Genomic DNA, 24,518 nt, shown 5'->3' with positions numbered 1-24,518 from the left:
GCGCTTTCGGGTAATCTCTTTTTGTATAAACAGGAGGGGTATTTCTACCCAATTCCTGTTTTGTTATCTGTTAACGGTAACTTTATGCTTAAAACTGCTGCCGTTGGTAAATAAAACGTGAATAAAATATATTCCACTATTTAATGCAATTGGCACCAAAGTTTTATCACTTTCTAAAGTAGTTTCGGCCACTTTTATACCTTCTAAATTGTACCAGTTTACCTTTGCCTTTTTGTTTGCCACACCATTAAAGTGCAACCATTCGCTCGCTGGATTTGGATAGGTTTTAATACTTGTAGCAGACAGCGAAAATTTAACAGGCACGATGTTGCTATACTCAAAACTGCCATCTAAATCTACTTGCTTTAAGCGGTAATAGTTCATCCCACCTTGTGGATTTTTATCGCGTAAGCTATAACTAATTTGTTGGGTAGAACTGCCCTTTGCTTTTATATCGCCGACTGGCAAAAATAAATTACCATCATTACTACGTTCTACAATAAATTTGTCGCTGTTTAATTCTGTGGCGGTTTCCCAAGTTAGTAAAACACTAGTGCTTTCTGCTTTTGCTACAAATTTTGTGAGCTTAACAGGAAGAGTTGTGGGTAATTCTCCAATTCCGAATTGAGAGAAACTGGTAATGCCAGTTGCCGAAGCAGTTACCACACCTGCGTTTACCGATGATGATTGAGGCGTACCGGCAACTGTCCAGTTGTAAAAGGAATAATTGCCTTCCCGTTTGATGATGGCAAAATCATTTGCTGCAGAGCTTCCCAATGGTGCTGATAAAGTAATGTTATAATTTCCTGAACTGGGTTGTGTGTTAGGCGTAATTGTCCAGCTTCCGCCAGCTAAAGCCTGTGTTATAGTAGCAGAGCCAATACTTAAATTAGGTTGATTACTAAGCGCAGTACTGTTAAAACTTGCCGAAATACTGGTTGGGCCAACAATATTATTTAATTGTATGACCGCCGGGGCGTAAGCCGTTGCTGTACCTACCGGGAAAGTATAATTGCCCGCACTGTTTACCGTACGGTTAACATTTCCTATGATGTATGATGAAGCCGATGCGCCTGTAATAGTTGCATTCGGGTTTGTCATGTTCAGCGTGTAGTTTGGCGCTACGGTGAGTTTGCCACTGGTAAAAATTAGAGAGCCACCTAAATTTAAACTACTGTTATATACGGTTACCCCAGCCGGATTAGCAATTTCGATAGCATTAGGAATGGTACTATTGGTTAAATAAGCTCCGTAAATTTGATTTGGACTATTGGCAGTAAACTTTAAGGTGCCAGAACCCGTAGGTATGGTGTATGGACTGTTTCCGAAGCCCACGAAAGTTCCAGTTCCTTTTACTTCAATTGTTCCATTATTTATCATTGGAATTGGGGTAGAGAAGCTTGTGGGCAAAGAAAGTGTTGCTCCGCTTTGTATCTCTACCGCTGCAGGTGCATTTGAAGTTGGAATATTTGTAGTAGGAAAATTGGTTGCCGAACCATTGAAAATAGCTTTGGTTGTGGTGTTAGGTACACCACTGCTCCAATTTCCGGCAGTATTCCAGTTGCCGTTGTTGGCCAGTCCAGTCCAGGTGGTAGTGGTTGCTTTTAGGCCAATGTAAAAGCGGGTTGCTCCTGTGGTAGAAAGTGGAGCTAATCCGTTTGCTGTAACAGTTATTATTCCGGCATTTTCACTAAAAACGGCGTTTTCTACAAAAGTCCAATAGCCGGAATCGTTTGCCCGAATTAAGGCATAATCGCTTATATCGGCTTTGCCATTGGTGTAATTTGATGTTTTTAAGACCAAATCTATCGTACCCGAGGTGGATACAACATTTGGAGTAATCCACCAGTAACCCGAATTAAGAAATGAGCTATAAATATCGCTTCCTTTTTTTTGAGGGAAAAAATTACTGGTATTTCCATCAAACCTAACCTGATATTGCGAAGTATTCACAATATCGTGGTTAGTAATGGTAATTGCACCATATTTTCTTCCACCGGTATAAGTAGAAGTTATATAGTTCCCGATTGGGAAATCATACGTACCATTGCTGCTTACTGCTTTTTTAATTTGGCCTACAATATGGTTAATGGGTGCAGTTATTTCTAAAGTAGAAGTAGGGTTAAGCTGTATAATATGGTCTGGTTCTGCAGCACTACCCACTTGTGTATTTACCGGCTTACCTGAAATTACTTTCAAATTGCCCCCATAAGTACCGTTAATGTTAATTTCATTGGCATCACCAATATTTACTTCAACGTCGCAATTAATAGTTCCTCCGTTTTGTAATACAGGATAAGAGCCAACCTTCAAAAACACAACTTTTCCGCTACCGTTGATAAACGGTGCATCTAGGTATTGACCTGAGATTGCGTTATAAGACCTGCGTACCGGTAATGTGCTATTTGCATTAGCTGTAGTATTTACGGTAATTATACCATTGTTAATTACATCATTAGTTACCACTAACCTGTTTGATAAATTTACGTCAACTCCGGCATCAATAGTTAAATTGTTTAAATAAGATTTGGTTTGATTATATATTAAAGGATAATTGCTTAAACCTGCTGGAATGGTAACTTTTACTAATGAGTTAGGTACACCGTTGCTCCAGTTGCCCGCATTGTTCCAGTCGGTATTGGTAGCGCCTGTCCATATGCTTGTACTAACAGTCAAAGGTTCAGATAATGGTGCTGACATTACTGCGATGGCGAAGTCACCAAAGCTCTCCAAATCATTTTGACTGACAGAAATTGCCGAATTTTGGAAATTAGGGTTTGATCCCGAGCCACCTGTTTGGCTACGGTTGCCTAAACTTCCTTCAAAACCGTACACTGCACTTACAGGTGTTGTTTTTAAAGCTAAGTATTTGCTGGCGTCCGTATCACCATTAGTAGCATTGCTTTTATTTAGTGTAATACTGTAATTGCCCGATGTTGGTGTTGCATCGGCAGTGATAGTCCAATATCCATTAGTGGTAAAGCGGTTTACGGTACTGCCTGCAATATTCAAATCAGGAAGAGTAATGCTGCCGGTTTTTGTCCCTACCGTAATACTATTTACACCGCTTAAAGTATTGGTATTAATAGTTACAGGTAAATAATTGGTCGAAGTACCTACCGGAAAGCTATAGCTGGTGCCAGCAACAATATTTTGGGTAAGTTTGCCATCAATATAATTGGTAGCATTGGCGCCTGTTATTGCATTGGCATTAGTATTGGCAATGGTTATATTACCGGTAATTTTTATTCCCGAACCTACAAATTCTACAGTTTTATAAGTACCGGAAGTACCTAAATTCACATTGGTTTTTAAGCCCAATTGGTTACTTAAACGTGCAACAAAACCCATAGCAGCAGAGCCTGTTCCGTTAAATTCCAGAATTCCGTTTCCATCTATTGCTCCGGCATTATAGCCTGTAAAATAGGTATATCCGCTAACAGGGATTTTTAAAATGCCATTAACCTCTAATTTATCTTTAATGGTAAGATCGCTTGTTGGCAATGTTGTAGTAATACCAGCATTTATTACTACCCGGCCAACGGTTGTAGCAGCTGTTACCGTAGGCTGATTAGCCGTGTTGGTATCAAAAATAGCTGTTGTATTTATATCGGCTATGCCGTTGCTCCAGTTGCCGGTATCATTCCAGGCGGTACTGGTTGCGCCTGTCCATGTGGTAGTCTTTGGCGATGCAATTTGACTAATGGTTCCTTGCGCAATGTAGCTATCGGCTTTTACGCTTGCGTATAAGGGGAAGCGTGTACCAAAATCGGTATCTATTAAAAATGGCGTTAGGGTATTCCCTCCTAAAGTAATAGCCGTTTTAAAATCATCAGCAAATGCAAAGTTTGTACTGTTTTCGGCAATCAGTTCCACTTTCTCTATGTTAGCTTGCGCTACTTTAGTTACATTGTAATTAGCGTCGGTAAAAATTAAGGCGTTGTAATTGTCTGGCACCATATAATTTCCTATAGCAGAAAAAGCAGTTTTATGTGCGTAAAATATAAGGCTACCATCTGAACGTACATGTAATTTTTCGGCGCTGGTTAAAAACCTCAGGCTGTTTGGTACAGGTATAGTAGGCGTAGAATTGGTGATGTTGCCTGTGGCAATGTCTAATTTTAACATACCGCTCCATGTGTATGTGCTTGTAAATGTATTAAGGTTTGGCAACGAGCTGTAAGGCGCAATGGGTGGTGGGGTATTGTTTCCACCAGTATAACCGTAAGAAGCATAAACTGTTGCGCTGTTGGGGTCAACCGCTTTTAGCGAAACACCCCAAGTGGTAGATTGAAACCAAGTTCTTGCCCCGGTATTGTCTAAGCCCATTAAGCAATTGTAGTACGAACCAAAGCTGCTAGGGTGGGTAGCGGTTAAGGTTGTGCCTTGTGATATGAAGCTGGCATCGATAGTGCTGATTATGTTTACCACCATACTGCCGTTGTTGGCTACAAATTGCTTTGGTGCGTTTACAACAAACGACAAGCCGTTGCTGCCTGAAAACATCTCATGGTGCCAAACTTCATCGCCGCTGCTATTGTATTTAATAATGCGTGTTGGGTATTTCTCAAAATAGGGGCTGCCGCTATCGGTAATTTGGTTGTTGGAAGTAATAATGGTATAGATAGAGCCATCGCTCATCACTTGTAGGCCATTTACGTTGGGCAGGGTTGTTCCGCTTGAACCGTAGGCAATGTTTACACCTGTATTAATAGGTTTTACCCATTGTACTACGCCCGTTTTACTGGTCTTAATGAGTTTTGCGCCGTAGCCGGTTTCTACAAAACCATCGCCGTAATCATTGCCGGGAAAAGTGCCCGTCATGATACTGTAAAGGTTACCGTCTTTGTCTATCACATGGTTGTTGCCCATTGAGTTGTACAGGTTATTCTCTCCAACATTTCTTTCAAATACCTTTAAAAGGGTTTGTTGGCCGCTGGTGCTTACTTTACCGTATATCCATTGTTGTAAAGGGTAAACGCCATAACCTCCGGCATCGTAATTATTGCCTGCAAATTGGTTTTTACCGCCCAGCCGGGCTACGAAATAGAGGTCGCCATCGCTGACATAACGCATTTCATCTACAGTAGTCATACCACCGCCAAAAGCAAAGGCAGTGGTTACGCCATCCTGAGCTTTTGAAATTCCTGCAAAAGCAAAATATCCTAGCAGGAAAAAGAGTAAAAGTTTTTTCATAAAATTTATAATTGAGTGTACAAAAATTGAGGAAATTAAGGATTAGCACAATGGGCCGTTTAGACCATTTTAAAATGAAGTGATTAATCGCTTTTACCAATTTCATTAAATAGCATAACCAGATGAACCCTGTTTTTTGCCTGCAATTTTTTGTAGATATTTTCTATATGGCGTTTCACCGTAAAAGGCGATATGCGCAATTCTTTTGCAATACTTTTATTATCCAAACCATTGGCAATAAGCGCCAACAATTCGATTTCCCGACTAGTAAGTAATGCCTCCTGCATGGTTTTCACATTCTGTAATGCTTAGCAATATTTAAGGTTAAAAACTGGGATCAACTTTACCATTGTAAACAGACCAATTTGCATTTTCGAAAATAAAAGTGCTTGCTACAAAAATACTGGTGCTGTAGTATATTTGTCTAAACGGCACTTTTATCAGAAATTTACCCGAGGTTACTTCATGTATAGATTAAAATTTTCATTTTTCTAGGTAGTTAACCTTAAAATAGCTGGTGATTAAAGTATTAGTTATAACGGGAAATACTGATTTTTTAAAAAATCAGAAAGTAACGTCAAAATCTCCCATAACAGCGCCACTGCTTCCATCGAAACTAAATTTCCCTATCATAGAGTTGGCAGTGGAAGCAGTTATTTCTACAGTGCCAGTTTGGTTTGCGCCAGCAGGTACTAAATCTTTACCGCCTTTAATGTAGCCCCATTTTACTGCTGGAGTTTTTATTTTACCAACGCCCGTGGCACCTGTGATTACAACTGTAATTACATCATTAGCAGTGTTTTTTGCAGTAATTGTATAATTGTTTCCACTTTTTACAGTTGTAACCGAACTGGCTTCAAACGTTCCTGAAACCCACTTACCATTTTCGAAAGTGGAGGTAGTAGCTGTGAGTTTACCGCTAGAATTAACTTCTACTTCACCATCATCTTTTTTGCAAGCTGTAGCAAAAATTGTGGCAACAAATAGTAGGCAATAGATTTTTTTCATGATTTTTTATGTTTAATGATTTGATTAATAGCTGGTTGATAAAATGACCCATTTTAGTTCATTGTATATAGAAACTTAGCCTGTTATTTACCTGTAGGTTATAAAGGACGAGCAATGTGTTATTTATTCATTGCAGCCCACTCAATCTCGTAATCTCCGTTTTGCTGCTCTTTTTGTTTAATATCTTGAAGCGATTTTTTAAATGCTGCCATCAAATCTGGCATTTTAAGGAAGCTGTTTTCGAGTGTAGTTAAATCTACTTTGCCTTTGTTTTTAATGGCAACGCCTTTGCCAGTGACTGTTCCTGTGAGGTAATTTGTGGTGAAAGTTTCGCCTAAGACTTCGCCATTAATTTCGAAAGATAAAGTGGGTGTCATGATGGCGCTAGAACCTTCAAAGCTCATGTTTAGTCCAGCGGTAAATCGCATAATGGCATTTGCACCAGTTTCTTGCATAATTTTATACTCACCACTTTTTTTGCCCATGGTTTCGCTCAATGGTCTTAAGCCGGCCAATAGTTTGGTGTTTTTGTAAGACTTACTGAATTCTGCTTTGGTGTTCGCTTCTTCTTTAGAAAAAGGCGCAATGTGTTGATAGCCTTTAGATGAGGTCACTTTTTCTATTGGCAATACATTTACTTTCAGCTCAGCTGTTAAAATTTCAGTAACCTGTGCATACATTTTCTCTAAAATATTGTTCCAAACATCATCACTAAACTGTGGAAACTGTGCCGTTTTAGTGGTGGTGGTGTAACTGTCGTTCCCGCTATATTTCGTTTTACTATCATAAATTGATGTTTTGCCTTGTATGGCGAAAGAAGTAATGCCCAAGGTTTTCATTCTCGATAGGTTAGGGCTGAAAATGGCATTTGCTTTTTTTACTTCATAGCTTACTTCGCCATTGGGATAATTTGTTGTAGCTGCGGCAACTAAGCCTTTATTAAATACAGGTTTTGCCGTAACGGTGATGAACTTCCCATCGGTAGTGACGTTGTAATATTCAATTTCCGGATACACCCCACTTATGTTGCTCACTTTGTTTGTTGCTGCTCTAGAAACCTGTAAATAAGCATCAGCAAAGCCGATGTTATTCGTAGCGCCGTTCATATTCCTAAACATAGCCGCAGGAATAGTGATTTTCGAATTTGGTGCAAACCATCCTACCTCATAAAAAGTTTTGATGCCAAGCGTATTGCCCGTTAAGGAAACGCTTACTGGCGTATTATCGCCCGATGGCAAATTTTCTAAGGTTAGGGTTACATCTTTAGTAAGGTCTAAAGACACGTTTGCTTTTTGGTCGTTAATAGCCAAAAGCTTAATGCTTTGTTTGGGTGCGGTTAAGGTAAATGTAGATTTCTGCCCGCTGCTCGTTGTAATTTCTACCAACTTTGGCTTGCTGATATCTTTTAAGAAGGCAGAGTAAATGCCCATGGCTACATAGTTTGCAGGTTTGCCATCAATATTAACCGAGCCATCTATTTTATGAAGCTGGATAGAATTTTTAGCCGAGAAGGATAACATTACAGCGCTGCCACCAGGTTCCCAACCTTCAAAGAAAGATTGGCTTATTACGCCAACCGACGAAGGGTGCAGGTTAGTTAAATAATAAGGCACGGGAACTACGTTATCTAAAGTTGACGTGGTGGTAATTAAACCGCCCATACTGCCGGCTAAATTGCCCGCCATTTTAGCTATTTTGCCAACCGCTTTGCTCCATAAGTTTTGTCCGCCTTTTTTTTCACGAACAGAGTCTGTGGTTTTTTCTACTTTGGTGCTATCTTTTTTGCCGCCCAGCATTCCTTTTAGTTTGCCAAACTGTGCAGAGGCACTAAAGCTAAAAAGGACAAGCAATAATAAAATAAGGTTCTTTTTCATCAGAATATTTTCTAGAAATGAGCTATGATTAATTAGTTTGCTAATAAACTACCGCCATATTCGCCAGCAATTTTCCATTTTTTGGAGATGATGCCTTTGTCCAAATCAATGTTTTGGATGTAGTAATAATCATTTTTAGTGGCGTAGCGTTTCTTATCTACATCTACACCGTAACCAACTAAAACATTAGCAGCTCCAGCTAACGCGATAGATATTTGTGGCGGAAACTGAACAGCGCCCTCGCCCGTAGTTGGGAAAGTATGGCTAAGTACTTTCTTTGCAGTATTGCCTTTTTTTGAAATATCCATCGTGAATACGTCGTAAGTTAGTGTAGAGTAGTCGGCCGCTAATACATAGACCAAGGTGTTGCCATCATCTGAAATGGCGCTTGCTCTAATTAAACCTGTAACCTTTGGAAGGCTAAAGCTACTGGCTTCGTCCCAAACGTCGTTTTTAAATTTTACAACGTAAGAAGTAGATGATGGTGTGGCGGTAGAGTTATCTTCTGTGGTAGAAACAAACGTAGAACCACCTCGAGCTGTAAGCGTTGGACGCGGCAAGTTCAGCTTAACATCATTGCTGCCATCTTCGGACATGGTTCTAATTTCCATGATAGGGGTGGTTCCGCTATAATCTAGGGTGGTGTACATAATTTTATCACCAAAACTTCCCAAAAAGCTAAGCCCAGCATTGCCAGTAAGGGTTTTGAGTGTTTTTTTATTACTGCCATCTGCGTTAGCTACCTTAATCTGGAAACTTCCATTAGCGGGTTTATAGCCATAAACAAATTTATTGCTGTTTGTGTAGATAATTCTGGCAATGTAGTTGTTGCCCGATTTCTCATCTTCGTCAACTACTGTTTTGAGGCCTTTGCCTTCTAAGTCGCTGCTGTAAACCCTAAAGGTGTCTAGAAAAAATGCAAGTTTGCCTTGGTCTTGTGTTTTTTCGGGATTGGAATTATCTTTTTTGCAACTTGTAAAGAAAATCGCGTTAGCGATAACAAGAAATGCGAGGCTTTGGTAAAGTTTGAAGGCTTTCATATTGCTAATTGTTACAATACAAATTTTGCCTTTTAACCTCCCGTAATCAATAAGATGAAATACCTATATTTTAGAAAATACCATTGTTTTTTGCCTTTTGAATTGCCTCTAATTTATTGTGAACCTGTAGTTTGCCGTAAATATTTTCGATGTGCTTTCTAATGGTGCTTACCGATAGAAAAAGCGTGTCAGCAATGGCGCTATACTTTAATCCTTTGCTCAAAAGCTCCAGCACCTCAACTTCTCGTGTGGTAAGTGCAAAATCTTGATGCTCTTGGATATGTTTAAAGGCATCAGGGTCTCTCAGGAGCTTTAAAGTTTTTGCTGCAATGGAAGGTGTCATTGCAGCACCGCCTTGCATAGTTTCTGTTATGCCCTTACAAAGTTCTTCTGGCGAAACGTCTTTCAAAAAATAGCCATCAGCACCTGCTTTAACTGCTTTAAATATGTTTTCATCGTTATCAAAAACCGTAAGCATAATAACTTTTACCAATGGATATGTGGTTTTTACAGCTAAAACTGTTTCTATGCCATTCATTTTAGGCATTTCGATGTCCATCAAAATTAAATCTACCCTATTACTTGCCAGTTTTTCCAGCGCTTCCACACCGTTGCTTGCACAAAGCTTGATGGTAAGATTTGGATCCATAGATAGCTTTTCTCGGATAGCCCGCTGCAAGAAAATATTGTCTTCAACAATGGCAATTTTAAGCATCTGAGGTTTCTTTAAGGATGATTTTAATTTGAGTTCCACTGCCTATAGTAGAACTTAAGATGAACTGACCACCAATTTCTTCAATACGTTTTTGCATGTTGTAAAGTCCATTGCCCTCTCTTTCTTTTTTAGGGTCGAAACCTTTTCCATTGTCTGTAATTGAAATGGTCAATCCAGCATTTTCTGCTTTAGTTTGTATCGTAATTGCTGTAGCTTCCGAATATTTGATGGCGTTATTTACTGCTTCCTGGATTGTTCGATACAAATTAACCCCGTGTGCAGACGAGAACTTGACATTTGAAGCGTTTTTGTCTATGTCAAATTTAAATTGGATGCTTTCTTTTGCTGCTTGTGCTTTATCTATAAAATTTAGAACTCTAAGTTGTAAATCTTCAAAAGTCAAAGTATCACTATTCAATGCCCAAACGGTATCACGAAGTTCTATAATTGCATCTCTAGTAAAGGATGATATATTGTTAATTCGCTCGTTTATCGCTTCATTTTTGGTATCCGACATCAACTTTAAGGTATCCATAAAGGAGTTGATGAAGGTTAGCTGCGAGCCAATGTTGTCGTGTAGGTTTCGAGAAATATCTAGTCGCTGTTCGTGCAGTTTGTTTTCTCCTTCAATTTTCAGGATTTCTGTTTTTAATGAATGCTTTAGCTGTTGCTGTTTGTAAACGTATAAACTTGCAGCTATCGTAAATAAAGTTAATCCACTAATGCTAAAAAGCCATAAATTTCTGTTGCGGGCCTCATTTTCTTTTTCAATCAATAACAGTTTACTCTTATTAAGCTGATTTTCTTTTTCTTCGGTTTTATATTTGATATGTAATTCGGAAACTTTCTTATTCATATCCTCATTAAAAACTTTATCATGATGGTTATTGTATTGTCGCAAAAGGGCTAGAGCTTTTTCGTGATTTCCAGTATCCTCATAAATTTCAGATAGTCCCAAACTGTTCTCAGCTATACGCTCATCAGATTTTATTTCTTTCGCCAGCGCCAGTGATTTCTCGCCGAAAGTGATTGCCTCCTTATTTTTGTGCTGATTTTTGTAAATAATGGCCATGCTCATATAAGTAAAGGTAAGCCCAAGCTTATCTCCGTTTTTCTCACGCATTTCTTTGCTCAAATTATAGTATTTCAATGCTTCTGGGTAGTTTCTTAGAATTTTGTATTCGCCGCCAAGGTTTGAATAGCTGATGCCCAAGCCATATTCATCTTCTAGTTTTTGCTGTAATTCTATAGCTTTCTTTTGATAGTAAATTGCCTTTTCTGTGCTTTTGAGATAAGAATAGGCATTTGCTAAATTTGTGTAAGTGCTTGCCAATCCGTGGTCCTCTGGCCCTTTCATCCTTAAGGCGAGTGCTTTCTTTTGCCAATCTAGCGTTTCTTGATGTCTGTTTAGGTCCTGAAAAACCAATCCAATATTGCTGCTCATATTTGCCTGAAGCTTAATGTTCTTAATTGCTTCTGCCTGCTTTAGCCCATCAAAAAAGTAAGTAAGCGCCTTTTTTAAATTGCCCGTTTTCCATTCTATTAAACCTAGGTTGTTTGCTATACTTGCAATGGTTTGTTTAGCATCAGCTTGTTTTGCTAGCATTAATGCTTCATTATAATAAGTCAAGGCCTTCGGGAAATCAGCATCTATGTCCTTCACTATACCTAGAAAATTTAGCGCATCTGCCTTCCCCTTTAAGTACCCAATTTTTTCAGAAATGGAAAGCATAGCTTTTGCATGTTTTTCTAGTTTTCTATTGTCTAAATCAATGTAGCTTCTGCATAACAGTTTTAAAAGGTTTACAGTAGTTGTATCGTTCTTGTAAGTTGTTTTGAGTACCTTTTCGAGGCTATCTGTTTTAGATTGTGCATTAATTTTAATTACACTAACAGACAGGAGAACTAGCATGATGAATGCTTTCATTAATTGTTTGGTTTAAAATAACTTTACCTAGTGGTCAGAATTACAATGGTTTATCAAATATAAATTTATTTAGGAAATAATATGTGTTTAGTTATAATTAGATTGTATCAACTGTATTTTGTTGATAAGCTAAATTTTGCGGTTTATTTGAGAGGTGTAAATAAGGAGAAATACCTATTTACTGTCGATGATTAGCTTTGTATTTAATCGCGATATCTTGCTGAAGCTGTTCAACTTCATCTTCCAAAATTTTGAGTTTATCTTTGTTATGTTTTTCTAACTCAAATAATTGAAAAACCTTTTTTTGGAGAAATAATTGACGTTTTTTATGATTATTTATTTTTGATCTTTCTTTAAGTCGCTTTTGTGAAGTTTTAGACATCATTTGGTAAATGCCAACTAATAATAAAAAAACGCCTAACATAAATATGGTTACCTGCATAAGTAGATAATTTATATGCAGCAAAATTGAAGATAAACTTAACGGTGCGCCATAAGCAGAAATACTTATTTATGCGCAAAAAAGGAGTAGTATAGATACAAAAAAATGCCCCGAATTTATTTCGAGGCATTCTATTTAGAGAATAAGTGTTTTTAAGAAATCACCCAATTCCAACCAAAAGTATCTGGAGCTAAGCCGTATTTAATATCATTTAACTTCTTGCCAATACCGTTTGAGATTGTTCTTGTAGCAACATCAGTTAGTGTGTAGCTTTTGCCTTGGTAGCTTAACTCGCCAATGTGGGTAACCGTAGCGGCGGTACCGGCAGCAAAGGCTTCGGTTAGCCTACCGTTTTCAATGCCTTCTACCACTTCTTTAACAGAAACTCTTCTTTCTTCTACTTCAATGTCGCTAGCTTTAGCTAATTGAATAATGGTATCTCTAGTTACGCCGTCTAAAACCGTAGTTCTTACCGCTGGAGTAACCAATTTGCCATCAATTACAAACATTAAGTTTGCAGTTCCGGCTTCTTCAATAAACTCATGCGTTTGCGCATCAGTCCAAATTAATTGGTCGAAACCTTCTTTTCTAGCAACTTCGAAAGGATATAAAGAACGGGCGTAGTTGCCTGCTGTTTTTGCAAAACCTACACCACCATCATCTGCTCTAGTAAATTCAGTTTCTACTTTAATTTTTAAAGCTTTGCTGTAATATTTTCCTGTAGGAGTAGTTAATATGGCAAAAGTATAGCTGTCAGATGGTCTAACGCCCAAATAAGGGTCTGTAGCATACATTACTGGTCTAATGTAAAGTGCATAATCTTCTTGGTTTGGCACCCATTTTTCATCAATATTGATTAGAGCAGCCATACCTTGCATAAAAATTTCTTCAGGAACCTCTGCCATCGCCATTCTTCTTGCCGATTTGTTGAAACGAAGGAAATTTTTGTCAGCTCTGAAGATGCTGATTTTACCGTCGGGTAGTCTGTAGGCTTTAATGCCTTCAAAAATAGCTTGTCCGTAATGCAGCGCAGAAATTGCTGGGCTCATAGGGATTGGGCCATAAGGAACTACTCTAGGGTTTTTCCATACACCATCCTCATAGTCACACAAAAACATGTGGTCGGTAAATACTTTACCGAATGGTAACTCTGAAAAATCAGTAACAGTAAGGCGAGTTTGCTCAACCTTGGTTACTTTGATGTCTAATGTTTCGGTCATTTTATAGAATTTTATAAAAGCGTTTGTCTTTTTGGTTAAACGCTTTTTTATTTTGCTGCAAAACTACTAAAAATCAAGTGTTTTTTAAGGTTTTTCTAATAATTAATCTTGGATTTTAAGTGTTTGCAGCACACTAAGTACCCATCCTTTTCCCCAGTCATTGGTTTGTTCTTCGGTCCATAAAAATGGATAGAAAATTCTTTTTTGGAAACGCGGAGGCAAATATTTCTGCCAATTGGTTCCGCCGGTTGCGGCAATATCCACAGGATCTTTTTCTAAATAACGCACAGCCGATTTGTAATGCGATAGGGGCCACTCTACATTTACGTACAAATCTAACTTACGTAACTCTTCTGCTAATAAAGTTACGTCCTCGCCTTTAGCTTCTAATTGTTTGTAAAGTGATGCAAAATTGCTGTGTTCTCTTTCCTTTGCTAAAGCCAAAAACTGCGTCGCGTACTTATTGATGAACTGTTTTAATGTTAAAGTTTGCTTTCCGCTGGCTAGTTCCGTAGCACCGAATTTCCAATAAATGTGTTCGAATTTTTCTTCTATACTAGCATTTGCCAGTTCTTCTCTCTTGCTTTTATCAACCAGTTGGGTGAAATCAGTTGCAGAAATTTCAATCATACGGTATTGTCCGCTCTGAAAACCACTTGCTGGCAGTAGAGACATACGGAATTTTAAGAATTGTTCTTTTTCCATGCCATTTACCATTACCTCGAATGATGTGGTTAGCGCATTGAAATAAGCATTAATTCTTTTTACACGGTCAATAAAAAACTTCGCTGTTAAGTTTGGATGTTCGGCAATTTGCTTGCATTCATGTAGCGATAACTTAAAATAGAGCTCGGTAATTTGGTGGTACATGATGAAAATCTCCTCATCTGGAAAAGGCGTTTTCGGGCTTTGCAAGCTCAGCAAAGTATCTAAATGAATATAGTCCCAATAGGTGAGGAAATCGGCATATAGAAGGCCATCTAGGTAAGAAACCATATCTTGCCCCATGGCTTCATACTTTTCTTGAAGCAGAGAGAGTTTTTCTTTGATTTGTGGTGTAAGTTCCATGTTGTTTTGTCTTGAAATTAAAAACTAAGAGCGAAGCTTATCTTCGTTCTAAACCTAAAATGCAAGACAATACTAGCTGGGCCTATCTATGATAAGCGTAAAATTAGAAATCAGTATCCACGATGAAAATAGCATAGGTTGCTTTATAATGCTTTGTTATTTCTAAACTTTGACAACTTTTTTGCAACTCGGCTAGAAAGTTGTCAAAGCTAATTGCTAATACAATACTCTAAATTTAATAGTATGTTCAATCTTTTTCAATGATTTAAAGAGTTGTTTGTCGTACTCGGTATTAATGTCGGTAATACAATAGCCAATATCACCTTTGGTCATTAGAAACTGACCAACAATATTGATGTCGTGCTTAGCGAAAATCTTATTGATTTGGGCCATAATACCAGGTACGTTTTTATGGATGTGTATCAGTCGGTGCGAATTTTCTAAAGCTGGTAGCTGTAAGTTCGGGAAATTTACACTTAAGTAAGTAGCTCCTTTGTTCATAAACTCTGCTACGCGGGTAGGGATAAATTTCGCATTGTTCGGGTTGCGTTTAGGATCGTCAAAAACTACGATGCCTTTTTTGTTGCAAATATCTAGCGAAAGCTGATTTGCCGCTGCACCTAAATAACCAATTACCTTCAATTTTTCGGCTCTTTTTAACTTCTCATTGGATACTTTTTCGCCGTTGCCTAAAATTAACATGCCTACATCGGCCACATATTTATCTTCAAACTCCACCTTGTGTCGGATAGAAAAGCCATCATTTTTCAAATGAGCAATTGTTTCTGCCGGAACGTCGCCAATTACCAAGCACAAAATCCTGTTCTTTGGGTAAGATATCGCCCTTGGCAAATTATTTACGTATAAAAATTCGTCGAAACTAGGTGTAACATGGTCGGCTTTGGTAACGATACTCTCTCTGGCAATGTTTTCGGTAAATGCGTAGAACTTTTTAATTAAGCCACTTTCACGTAGCTGGTAATCAGAATAACCATCGCCAATGCCATATAAATTGCCTTGCAACTTTAATTGGTGCATCAATTTTACTTTTCCACCTTCTTCACTTAGTGGGTTGGCATGGTCGTAATCAATAATTTTTCCATCGCCTGTGGTTACAAAAGTGTTGGCGTAAATGTTCTCTTTTTTAATATGATATTCACTAACCACCGGGGTAATAAATTCCTTAAATCCGCCAGAAACAATTAAAACCTCATCCGCATGTTTTTTAAAGAACTCTGCATTACGCGAAAAAGATTTTGATACTTTTTTCTTTAAATGCTTGATGAGTTTTTGCAGATCTTCTTCGTTAGCTTCGAGCAATTTTACACGTTGTGCCAAGCTTTCCGAAAATGACAGTTTGCCTTCCATCGCTAAATTGGTATAGTCCTCAATTTTTTGATAAATAGCTTCACGCTCCGGATGTTTTGCTAAAGAAATTCTTGCCAGTTCATCTAGGGCTTCTACTTGTGTAAAAGTGCTATCAAAATCAATGATGTAAAAGTTTTGCTGTGTCATCAGTTATAATATTGTTTTTAAAAGGTGATGAAGCTAGTATGAGCATTTATTAGGGCTATAATATTGGTATGCGCATGCTGGTTCATTTTCTATTTAAGTGCATTGCAAACTTCGGCAATGCTTTGGTCTAGGGGTTTGAATTTAAAATTTAAGGTGTTGATTATCTTTTGGTTGGTATAGTAACTTAGGTTAAAGCTACTGCGGGCAGTTTCTTTAGTTAATGCAGCCGGCTTTCTGGTAAATAGCGATACTAATTTTGCCGCTCTCCAAGCAATGCCCAACATCCAAGGTTTGGCGGCAATACCAGGAGCCTTAATGTGAAAGCCTTTGGCAATTTGGGCAAAGAAATCTTTGTAATGGAGGTTGTCGGCACTTAGTGTGTAACGTTCTGCGGTAATTTGGCTTTCCATTAATAAAATCATGCATTTAGCCACATCTTCTACATCTACAATTCCGGTAGCGCCATTGGTATAAAATTTTAATCCTTCTTTTACCAGTTTAAAAATGGCACCACTGCCATTAAAGCCTGCGTTTTTACCAATAATTACCGCAGGGTTTACGATTACGGCATCCAATCCTTCGGCTATGCCACGCCATACTTCCATTTCGCCTTGATATTTAGAAATAGCATAGTTGTGCGCCTTAGGATCGTAATCCCAGAAATGTTTTTCGGAAATCAATTCGTCTTTTTTGGGATAGCCCAAAGCCGCAATAGAGCTTACGTGCAGTAAACGTACATTGTTTTCTAAACAGAGATTTACAATATTGGCGGTGCCTTCGATATTAATTTTTAAAAGTTTGGCCTTGTCTTTCGGGGCAAAGGATACGGTTGCGGCACAATGGTAAACTTTAGTGATGCCCTCAAAAGCATCGGCAAGGTTTTCGGTGTCGTTAATGTCGGCGGTATGCCAAGTTACCAATGGGTTGTTTTTTAGCAAAGCTGGAATAGATGAACTATTTCTTTTAATGGCACGAACCGCCATGTTTTGGTTCGTAAGTTGTCTCACCAATTCTGTTCCTAAAAAACCTGTAGCGCCCGTAACCAGTATCATTTCATTTTTTTATGTTGAAATATGCGTCCAAAAATAGATATTTGAGGACAAACATTTAAATAGCTTTATGGTTTTGTCAGATTTTTTTTCTCCGGTAGATCCCGAAAAATTTACACCAAAACAAGGATTTTATACCAGCCATTTAGGCACTAAGGTAGAGTTTTATACCAATACTTTCCCAGATTTAGAAGAAAGCAAATACGATTTGGCCATAATAGGCGTAAAAGACGATAGGGGCGCTGTAGATAATGAGGGTTGCTCTTTAGCTCCCGATTATTTTAGAGCGCAGTTTTACGCACTTAACGAGGGGCAGTTTGCTACTAAAATTGTAGATTTAGGTAACATTATAGCCGGGCAAGAGATTTCTGATACTTATTTTGCATTAAAAACGGTAGTTGCCGAGCTGGTTAAACTAAACATTGTACCAATTATTATTGGCGGTGGGCAAGATTTAACCTACGCACAATACATGGGTTACGAAAGTTTAGAACAAAAGGTAGATTTATTGGTAATTGATAACCGTTTTGATCTAGGTGAAGATGATTTGGAAAGCGTAGCAACTACTTCTCAAAGTTATTTGGGTAAGATTTTCTTGCACCAGCCCAATTATCTGTTCAATTTTAGCAACATGGGTTACCAAACCTATTTTGTAAGTCAAGATAGTTTACGTGTAATGGATAAGCTTTATTTTGATGTACACAGACTGGGTGAATTTGTAGCTGACTTATCGGTTTCTGAACCTGTTATCCGTAATGCAAATATGGTGAGTTTTGATATGGGGGCTATTCGCTCTAGCGATGCCTGCGCCAACGGTAATGGAGTTCCAAATGGGTTTTATGGCGAAGATGCTTGCCGTATTTCTCGTTATGCGGGCATGAGCGACAAGTTAACGTCTATAGGTTTTTATGAGTTTAACCCAGCGTTTGATAAGGGCGGGCAAACGGCAATGTTGCTCTCGCAAATGGTTTGGTACTTTATAGATGGCTATTATAGCCGTAAAAAAGATTTTCCGCTTACGCCAAAATCTCAATATATTATTTATAGGGCAAGTGTAAACGACGGTGCTACCGAAGTTAATTTTGTGAAGAGCAAAAAATCTGACCGCTGGTGGATGCAGGTGCCTTATCCTGCCAATGGCTCTGAGAATGAACGGTATCATTTAGTGCCTTGCAAATACGAAGATTACAATATGGCCGTTAATGGAGAAATGCCCGATCTATGGTGGCGTACTTATCAAAAACTTAATTAGTTATAGCAATAAAAACTAACATAATTGTACATTTGACTAAACACTTAATACTACTAACTTAATAAAATGAAAAAAATAATTCTCACCGCCGCATTGCTTGCACCACTTGCATTGATGGCACAATCAGATTTCTCTATTAAGGGAAATGTGAAATCGGTTGCTAATGGTAGCAAACTATATTTAGTTTATGCAGAAGCAGGACAAAGATTAACAGACTCAACAATTGTTAACAATGGATCTTTTGAGTTTAAAGGAAAAATAACTTCGCCTGTGATGGGGAATTTATTTAAAAATGTAAATCCGTATAAAAAAGGTGCAAACACCAAAAATATGGATTATACGGCCTTTTATATTGAGCCTGGAGATATTACCGTAAATAGTGCAGATAGCGTTAATTCTATTGTAGCGGGAGGTACGCCCATAAATATCGATAATACGAAATTGAAGGCGCTTATAAAGCCATTAACAGATCAAGAGAAAGCGTTAAACGAAGAGTATGCCAAATATACTAAGGAACAAAAAGAGGACGAAGCAGTAATGGATGCGCTGTATGCCAAGTTTAAAGCCTTGGGCGAGAAAAAGAAGCCTGTTTATTTAAAGTTTGTTAAAGAAAATCCTAGTTCTTATATCAGTTTGGTGCAGTTAAATGCTTTGGCAGGAGATGATAAAGTGGTTAATGAAGTAGAAAAATTATATGCCTCACTTTCGCCAGCTTTAAAATCTTCGAAAATAGGACAGGCTATTCCTGCTGCTATTGAAGCTACTAAAAAGACAGCTATAGGTGTAATGGCAATGGATTTTACACAAAATGATCCTGATGGCAAGCCTGTAAAACTGTCTGATTTTAAAGGTAAATATGTGCTCATTGATTTTTGGGCATCGTGGTGTGGGCCTTGTAGAAACGAAAACCCTAATGTAGTGGCTGCGTTTACAAAGTTTAAAGATAAAAATTTCACCATTTTAGGTGTTTCGTTAGATGGAGGCAATACCAAAACAACAAAGGAGCAATGGTTAAAAGCTGTTGAAGATGATAAGTTGACTTGGACTCAGGTTTCTGATATGCAGGGCTGGAATAACGAAGTTTCTAAGGCTTGGGGAATTAAAGGCATACCCGCAAATTTTTTAATAGACCCTAATGGTAAAATTGTAGCTAAAGATTTAAGAGGTAGTGCATTGCATACCAAGCTTGCCGAAATTTTAGATAAAAAAGCAAAATAAATTACATTGAATTATATATCAAAGTGCCCCGAAACCACGTTTCGGGGCACTTTAATTTTATAGGCTTTATTTAGATTAACATGCCGAGGGCAATAAACACAATGCCTACAAATGAAATAAGAAATGCGGGTTTGCCAAACAATAATCCTAAAACTACCCCAGCAATGATTAAAAAAATGCCGATCCAGATATAGCTAGAAGAGTTTGCGGTAGTGCTGTGTATGCTCTCTTCATTTTCCTTGGGCGTGGCGGTTTTAACAGTAACTAAGCCCTTATCTTCTTGTACAGTTGGTTTGGTGGTAGCTCCTTCTGGTTTTTTTAATGTTGCCTGGGCAGGTATAGTTGTTGCTTTTTTTTCTGTTGCTGCACTGGGTTTGTTTGCCGCGGTTTCTTCGTTTGCTTTAATTTTGTTTTGCGGTACCGATACTTTAGGCGTTGCCACAGGTGGTTTTGTTGCAGCTACAGGAGTGCTTGTTATAGGCTTCTCTTTTACAATATTGTTTTTTAAAACACTTGGGGTTTTCTTGGCTGTAAATTCGCTGTGCTTTGCCGTAACCTTAGCGCTAGGTTTGTCTATTGCTTTGGGTACATTGTCGGCGGGTAATTGTATAATTTCTTTTTGTACTGCGGTTTCTGTGGCTGTAACTACTACGGTTACTCTTTTTGGCTGTTCTTGCTGCGAAAAGCTTAAGAAAGGAAATGACCACAGCACCATGAAAAGTATGGTGTAATAGAACGATTTATTTAGGTTATTCTCCAAACTGCTTTCTAATTGCTGTATTGTTAACAAAAAAACATACCAATTAATCACTATAGATAATTATAATGATAAAAATCCCGCTTAGCACTATGGTAGGTTAGGTCGGGATAAGGGTGTTTGTACCTTGTTAAGTACAAGTGTACGAATAAATGTTGACAAATGAGAAGTTTTTACCTCGTTTTGAGGTTATATGAGGTCAAAGCCAATGTCTTCACGAAAATATTTGCCGTCAAAATATATTCTTGCGGCATCTGCGGTTGCGCATTGTAGGGCCTCAAACTGGGTGTCTTTAACACTGCTAATGGCCAAAACTCTTCCGCCATTGGTTTTTACAAGGCCGCCATCTAAGCTTGTGCCTGCGTGGAAAGCATAAGAATCTCTAATGTTGTCTAAGCCAGAAATTACTTTGCCTTTTTCGTATTCGCCTGGGTATCCGCCAGCAACAATTACTACCGTAGCCGCATTTTTAGGGCTAATTTTGATTTCGTAATTGCCCAATTGTTTATTTGCGCTAGCTAAGAAAAGTTCTACCAAATCATTCTCGACCCTTAATAATACACTTTCTGTTTCTGGATCGCCCATACGAGCATTGTATTCTATAACATAAGGTTCGTCGCCTACTTTGATTAGTCCGAAGAAAATAAAGCCGGTATAATCTATGCCTTCTTTAATTAAGCCATCAACTGTGGGCTTTATAATTCTTTCTTGTACCTTATCTAAAAATACTTTATCGGCAAAAGCAACTGGAGAAACCGAACCCATTCCGCCGGTATTTAAACCTGTATCTCCTTGCCCAATACGTTTGTAGTCTTTGGCCTCTGGTAAAACCACATAGTTTTTGCCATCTGATAGGATAAAAACAGAAAGCTCGATACCTGTTAAAAACTCTTCAACTACCACGGTAGTGCCTGCGGTTCCAAATTTACCGCCTAACATTAGCTGTAATTCTTCTTGTGCTTCTTGGTGGTTATCAATGATTAAGACGCCCTTTCCGGCCGCTAAGCCATCGGCTTTTAGTACTATTGGTAAAGTATGGTTGGCTAAATAAGCTAAGCCTTCTTGTAGGTTTTCGTTAGTAAACGATTTAGATTTTGCAGTTGGAATGTTGTGACGTTCCATAAACTGCTTAGAAAAATCCTTGCTTCCTTCTAAAATAGCACCTTCTTTTTTGGGGCCAATTACAGGGATGTGTGAAAGCGCTTCGTCGTTAGCAAAAAAATCATGAATACCTAATACCAAGGGTTCTTCTGGGCCTACAACCAGCATGTCAATTTTTTCTTTTATTGCTAGTGCTTTAACAGCTTCAAAATCGTTAGCGCTTATATTGATGTTTTTGCCATAGTTGGCTGTACCTGCATTGCCTGGAGCAATAAAAAGATTAGTGCATTTTTCAGATTGGCTTAATTTCCAAGCAAAAGCACACTCTCTTCCGCCAGAACCTAAAAGTAAGATATTCATAAGGCAAAGATATTGCTTTCTGCTTACTAGTAACATAAAATGTAAAATTTAAACAATTGCTAAGAAATTAGTTGAAACCAGTTGTGCAATGGTTAATGATAAGCTAGTGAAAAATCAAATTTCGATATATAAAAGAATAAAACTAGATTTGCCGCAGTAATGAGGCATCTCGTAACCATATCTTTAGTGTTTTTTAGTCTTTCGCATTTGGCCAAGGCCGATAGGATAGACAGCGTACGCTATTTAGCGGAAAGGTATTGTGCTAAAACACAAACTACGGCAGAACAATCTGCTGTGCGTTCGGTTCAAGATTTGCAAGATTTACCTCATTTCTTCTTGTCAAATAACCAATTAAGCGCCATAGGGGTGCTTTCTAGTGAAAACTGTATTAAATTTCGTTTATTTAATCAGCCATTACGATACGCTACTACACTAGAAAACCCAAGAAATAATAGCCCATAGCTAAAGGCTCTCCATTTACAGCATCGTTACTTTAATAAAGAATATCCAAAGCCAAGTTGTCATATTATGGTCCAGTGGCTTGGTTGTTGTTAATTAATTTACGATTTCGGATTTACGAATTACGATTGTTGGGAACATGCAATTGGTGGTGTTGGAAACAATTAACCAGTTAAATAAATAACCAGTAATTCAACAATAGAACAATTTAATAACAAAAACAACACAATAAAATGTTAGGATTTTTAGCCAAAATATTTGGAAGCAAATCAGAAAGAGATATTAAGGCCTTGCAGCCCATTGTAGCGCAAATTAACGAAGAATATGCAAAATTAGCCTCGCTTACTAATGATGAGTTAAGAAATAAAACCATCGAATTTAAAGCAACTATTGCCTCGGCCTTAGCTACTATTGATGGTAAAATAAACGATTTAAAAACACAGGCAGAAAGCCCAGAACTTTCTCTAGCGGAGAAAACTAATCTTTATGATGAGGTTGATGCGCTAGGAAAAGAACGTAACGTAGAACTAGAGAAAGTTTTACTGCAAATTTTACCTCAAGCTTTTGCGGTAGTTAAAGAAACCTCACGTCGTTTAAGTGAAAATGAACAACTAGAAGTAACAGCAACCCCATTCGATAGAGAAATTGCTGCTAGAAAAAGCAATGTAAAAATTGTTGGCGATAAAGCTTTATGGACTAACCGTTGGGATGCTTCGGGCACAGAGGTGCTTTGGAACATGGTACATTACGATGTACAGTTAATTGGCGGTATGGTGCTTAATAGCGGTAAAATTGCAGAAATGGCAACAGGTGAGGGTAAAACCTTGGTGAGTACGTTACCAGCATATTTGAATGCGTTGGCTGGCCAAGGGGTGCACATTGTAACCGTAAACGATTACCTTGCCCGTCGTGATAGCGAGTGGAATGGCCCATTATTCGAGTTCCATGGTTTAAGCGTTGACTGTATCGATAAACACCAGCCCAACTCTGAAGAACGTAGAAAAGCTTACTTAGCAGATATTACTTACGGCACTAACAATGAGTTCGGTTTCGATTACTTGCGTGACAATATGTCGCAAACACCAGAGCAATTGGTGCAACGTAAATTGCATTTTGCCATGGTAGATGAGGTCGATTCAGTTTTAATTGATGATGCCCGTACACCATTGATTATTTCTGGCCCTGTGCCATTTGGCGATCAACACGAATTTCATGAGTTAAAACCGCGTATCGAGCGTTTGGTAAATGCGCAGAAAACATATGTTCAATCTGCGCTAAATTCGGCAAAAAGCTTAATTAACAGTGGTAACGCAGGTACAGAAGAAGGCGAAGGTGGCTTGGCATTATTGCGTGCTCATCGTGGTTTGCCTAAAAATAAAGCTTTAATTAAGTTTTTAAGTGAAGGCAGCAACAAGCAAACCTTATTAAAAACCGAAAACTACTACATGGCAGACCAGTCTAAGAACATGCCTAAAGTAGATGCAGAGTTGTTCTTCCATATTGATGAGAAAAACAATCAGGTAGAACTAACCGAAAAAGGTATCGAGCTAATTACCCAAACGGGCGAAGATCCAAGCTTTTTCGTATTGCCAGATGTAGGAACCGAAATTGCAGAAATCGAAAAATCGAGCTTAAGCAATGAAGAGAAAATTGCAAATAAAGATGCTTTAATGCGTGATTATGCGGTTAAAGCAGAGCGTATCCACTCTATCAACCAATTGTTAAAAGCCTATACTTTATTCGAAAATGATGTAGAGTATATTGTTGATGAAGGCAAGATTAAAATTGTAGATGAGCAAACCGGCCGTATTATGGAAGGCCGTCGTTATTCTGATGGTTTGCACCAAGCAATTGAGGCCAAAGAAAACGTGAAAGTAGAAGATGCTTCGCAAACTTACGCAACGGTTACCTTACAAAACTATTTCCGTATGTACCACAAGCTTTGCGGTATGACGGGTACGGCAACTACAGAAGCGGGCGAGTTTTGGTCTATCTATAAATTAGATGTGGTAGAAATTCCTACCAACAGAGTGATTTCTAGAAAAGATGAGCAGGATTACGTTTATCGTACAGTAAGAGAAAAATACAATGCGGTAGCAGAAGAAATAGTGAAATTAACAGAAGCCGGCCGACCGGTATTGGTGGGTACAACTTCGGTTGAAATTTCGGAATTGTTAAGCCGTATGTTGAAATTGCGTGGCATTAAACATAATGTGTTGAACGCGAAAATGCACCAAAAAGAGGCCGATATTGTGGCAGAAGCTGGTCAGCCAGGTCAGGTAACTATTGCTACCAACATGGCTGGTCGTGGTACCGA

The 24,518-nt window shown here is 38.3% G+C and carries 17 protein-coding genes and 1 pseudogene; 4 read left to right on the top strand and 14 right to left on the bottom strand.

Features of this window, described 5'->3' with window-relative positions:
• Positions 1–63 precede the first annotated feature (63 nt).
• The 12 genes from B3I52_RS04715 to B3I52_RS04660 all read right to left on the bottom strand — a co-directional run bounded on the left by B3I52_RS04715 (position 64) and on the right by B3I52_RS04660 (position 17,057).
• Complete coding sequence (locus tag B3I52_RS04715) at positions 64–5,196, bottom strand: T9SS type A sorting domain-containing protein (RefSeq protein ID WP_293299293.1); 5,133 nt, start codon at positions 5,194–5,196, stop codon at positions 64–66.
• An 83-nt stretch (positions 5,197–5,279) separates the two neighbouring features.
• Positions 5,280–5,483 (bottom strand): response regulator transcription factor, encoded by a 204-nt coding sequence (locus tag B3I52_RS04710; protein WP_293299305.1) that lies wholly within the window; start codon positions 5,481–5,483, stop codon positions 5,280–5,282.
• A 277-nt stretch (positions 5,484–5,760) separates the two neighbouring features.
• Entirely contained in the window at positions 5,761–6,204 is a 444-nt protein-coding gene (locus B3I52_RS04705) for a hypothetical protein (protein WP_293299292.1), read from the bottom strand.
• 119 nt (positions 6,205–6,323) lie between these two features.
• A complete protein-coding gene (locus B3I52_RS04700; RefSeq protein WP_293299291.1) occupies positions 6,324–8,078 on the bottom strand; it encodes a hypothetical protein in 1,755 nt (584 codons plus the stop codon).
• Between the two features lie 32 nt (positions 8,079–8,110).
• Complete coding sequence (locus B3I52_RS04695; protein ID WP_293299290.1) at positions 8,111–9,118, bottom strand: hypothetical protein; 1,008 nt, start codon at positions 9,116–9,118, stop codon at positions 8,111–8,113.
• Between the two features lie 70 nt (positions 9,119–9,188).
• Positions 9,189–9,833, bottom strand: a complete 645-nt coding sequence (locus B3I52_RS04690; protein WP_293299289.1) for a response regulator — start codon at positions 9,831–9,833, stop codon at positions 9,189–9,191.
• Positions 9,826–11,760, bottom strand: coding sequence for a tetratricopeptide repeat-containing sensor histidine kinase (locus tag B3I52_RS04685; RefSeq protein ID WP_293299288.1), 1,935 nt, complete (start codon positions 11,758–11,760; stop codon positions 9,826–9,828). The genes B3I52_RS04690 and B3I52_RS04685 overlap by 8 nt, the downstream gene beginning before the upstream one ends.
• Positions 11,761–11,938: 178 nt before the next feature.
• Positions 11,939–12,202, bottom strand: a complete 264-nt coding sequence (locus tag B3I52_RS04680; RefSeq protein WP_293299287.1) for a hypothetical protein — start codon at positions 12,200–12,202, stop codon at positions 11,939–11,941.
• A 152-nt stretch (positions 12,203–12,354) separates the two neighbouring features.
• The gene (locus tag B3I52_RS04675; RefSeq protein ID WP_293299286.1) at positions 12,355–13,422 is read right to left on the bottom strand and encodes a branched-chain amino acid aminotransferase; all 1,068 of its coding nucleotides are present in this window, start codon (positions 13,420–13,422) and stop codon (positions 12,355–12,357) included.
• Positions 13,423–13,524: 102 nt separating this feature from the next.
• On the bottom strand, positions 13,525–14,490 hold the full coding sequence (locus tag B3I52_RS04670; protein ID WP_293299285.1) for a tryptophan 2,3-dioxygenase family protein: 966 nt from the start codon (positions 14,488–14,490) through the stop codon (positions 13,525–13,527).
• Between the two features lie 216 nt (positions 14,491–14,706).
• On the bottom strand, positions 14,707–16,005 hold the full coding sequence (locus B3I52_RS04665) for an HAD-IB family phosphatase (RefSeq protein WP_293299284.1): 1,299 nt from the start codon (positions 16,003–16,005) through the stop codon (positions 14,707–14,709).
• 89 nt (positions 16,006–16,094) lie between these two features.
• Complete coding sequence (locus B3I52_RS04660) at positions 16,095–17,057, bottom strand: NAD-dependent epimerase/dehydratase family protein (RefSeq protein WP_293299283.1); 963 nt, start codon at positions 17,055–17,057, stop codon at positions 16,095–16,097.
• Positions 17,058–17,124: 67 nt separating this feature from the next.
• Between B3I52_RS04660 and B3I52_RS04655 the strand changes: the two genes are divergently transcribed.
• Positions 17,125–18,306 carry a formimidoylglutamase gene (locus B3I52_RS04655; protein ID WP_293299282.1) on the top strand — a complete coding sequence of 394 codons (1,182 nt, stop codon included), beginning with the start codon at positions 17,125–17,127 and terminating at the stop codon, positions 18,304–18,306.
• A gap of 66 nt (positions 18,307–18,372) precedes the next feature.
• Entirely contained in the window at positions 18,373–19,524 is a 1,152-nt protein-coding gene (locus B3I52_RS04650) for a TlpA disulfide reductase family protein (RefSeq protein ID WP_293299281.1), read from the top strand.
• A gap of 70 nt (positions 19,525–19,594) precedes the next feature.
• On the opposite strand, the gene B3I52_RS04645 is transcribed toward B3I52_RS04650, so the two are convergent.
• Together B3I52_RS04645 and purD are read right to left on the bottom strand one after the other, a co-directional pair.
• Positions 19,595–20,284: a hypothetical protein gene (locus B3I52_RS04645; RefSeq protein WP_293299280.1), complete on the bottom strand. Its 690-nt coding sequence runs from the start codon at positions 20,282–20,284 to the stop codon at positions 19,595–19,597.
• A 186-nt stretch (positions 20,285–20,470) separates the two neighbouring features.
• Positions 20,471–21,742 carry a phosphoribosylamine--glycine ligase gene (purD, locus tag B3I52_RS04640; RefSeq protein WP_293299279.1) on the bottom strand — a complete coding sequence of 424 codons (1,272 nt, stop codon included), beginning with the start codon at positions 21,740–21,742 and terminating at the stop codon, positions 20,471–20,473.
• A 159-nt stretch (positions 21,743–21,901) separates the two neighbouring features.
• Between purD and B3I52_RS04635 the strand changes: the two genes are divergently transcribed.
• Together B3I52_RS04635 and secA are read left to right on the top strand one after the other, a co-directional pair.
• On the top strand, positions 21,902–22,204 hold the full coding sequence (locus B3I52_RS04635; RefSeq protein WP_293299278.1) for a hypothetical protein: 303 nt from the start codon (positions 21,902–21,904) through the stop codon (positions 22,202–22,204).
• A gap of 230 nt (positions 22,205–22,434) precedes the next feature.
• Positions 22,435–24,518 (top strand): annotated as a pseudogene (gene secA / locus B3I52_RS04630) (preprotein translocase subunit SecA); the annotation flags it as partial.

Origin of the sequence: Pedobacter sp. UBA4863, from assembly GCF_002399615.1 — a bacterium.
GTDB lineage: Bacteria > Bacteroidota > Bacteroidia > Sphingobacteriales > Sphingobacteriaceae > Pedobacter.
The sequence above is the reverse complement of the archived record's forward strand: the minus strand, read 5'-3'. Positions and strand labels throughout refer to the sequence as shown.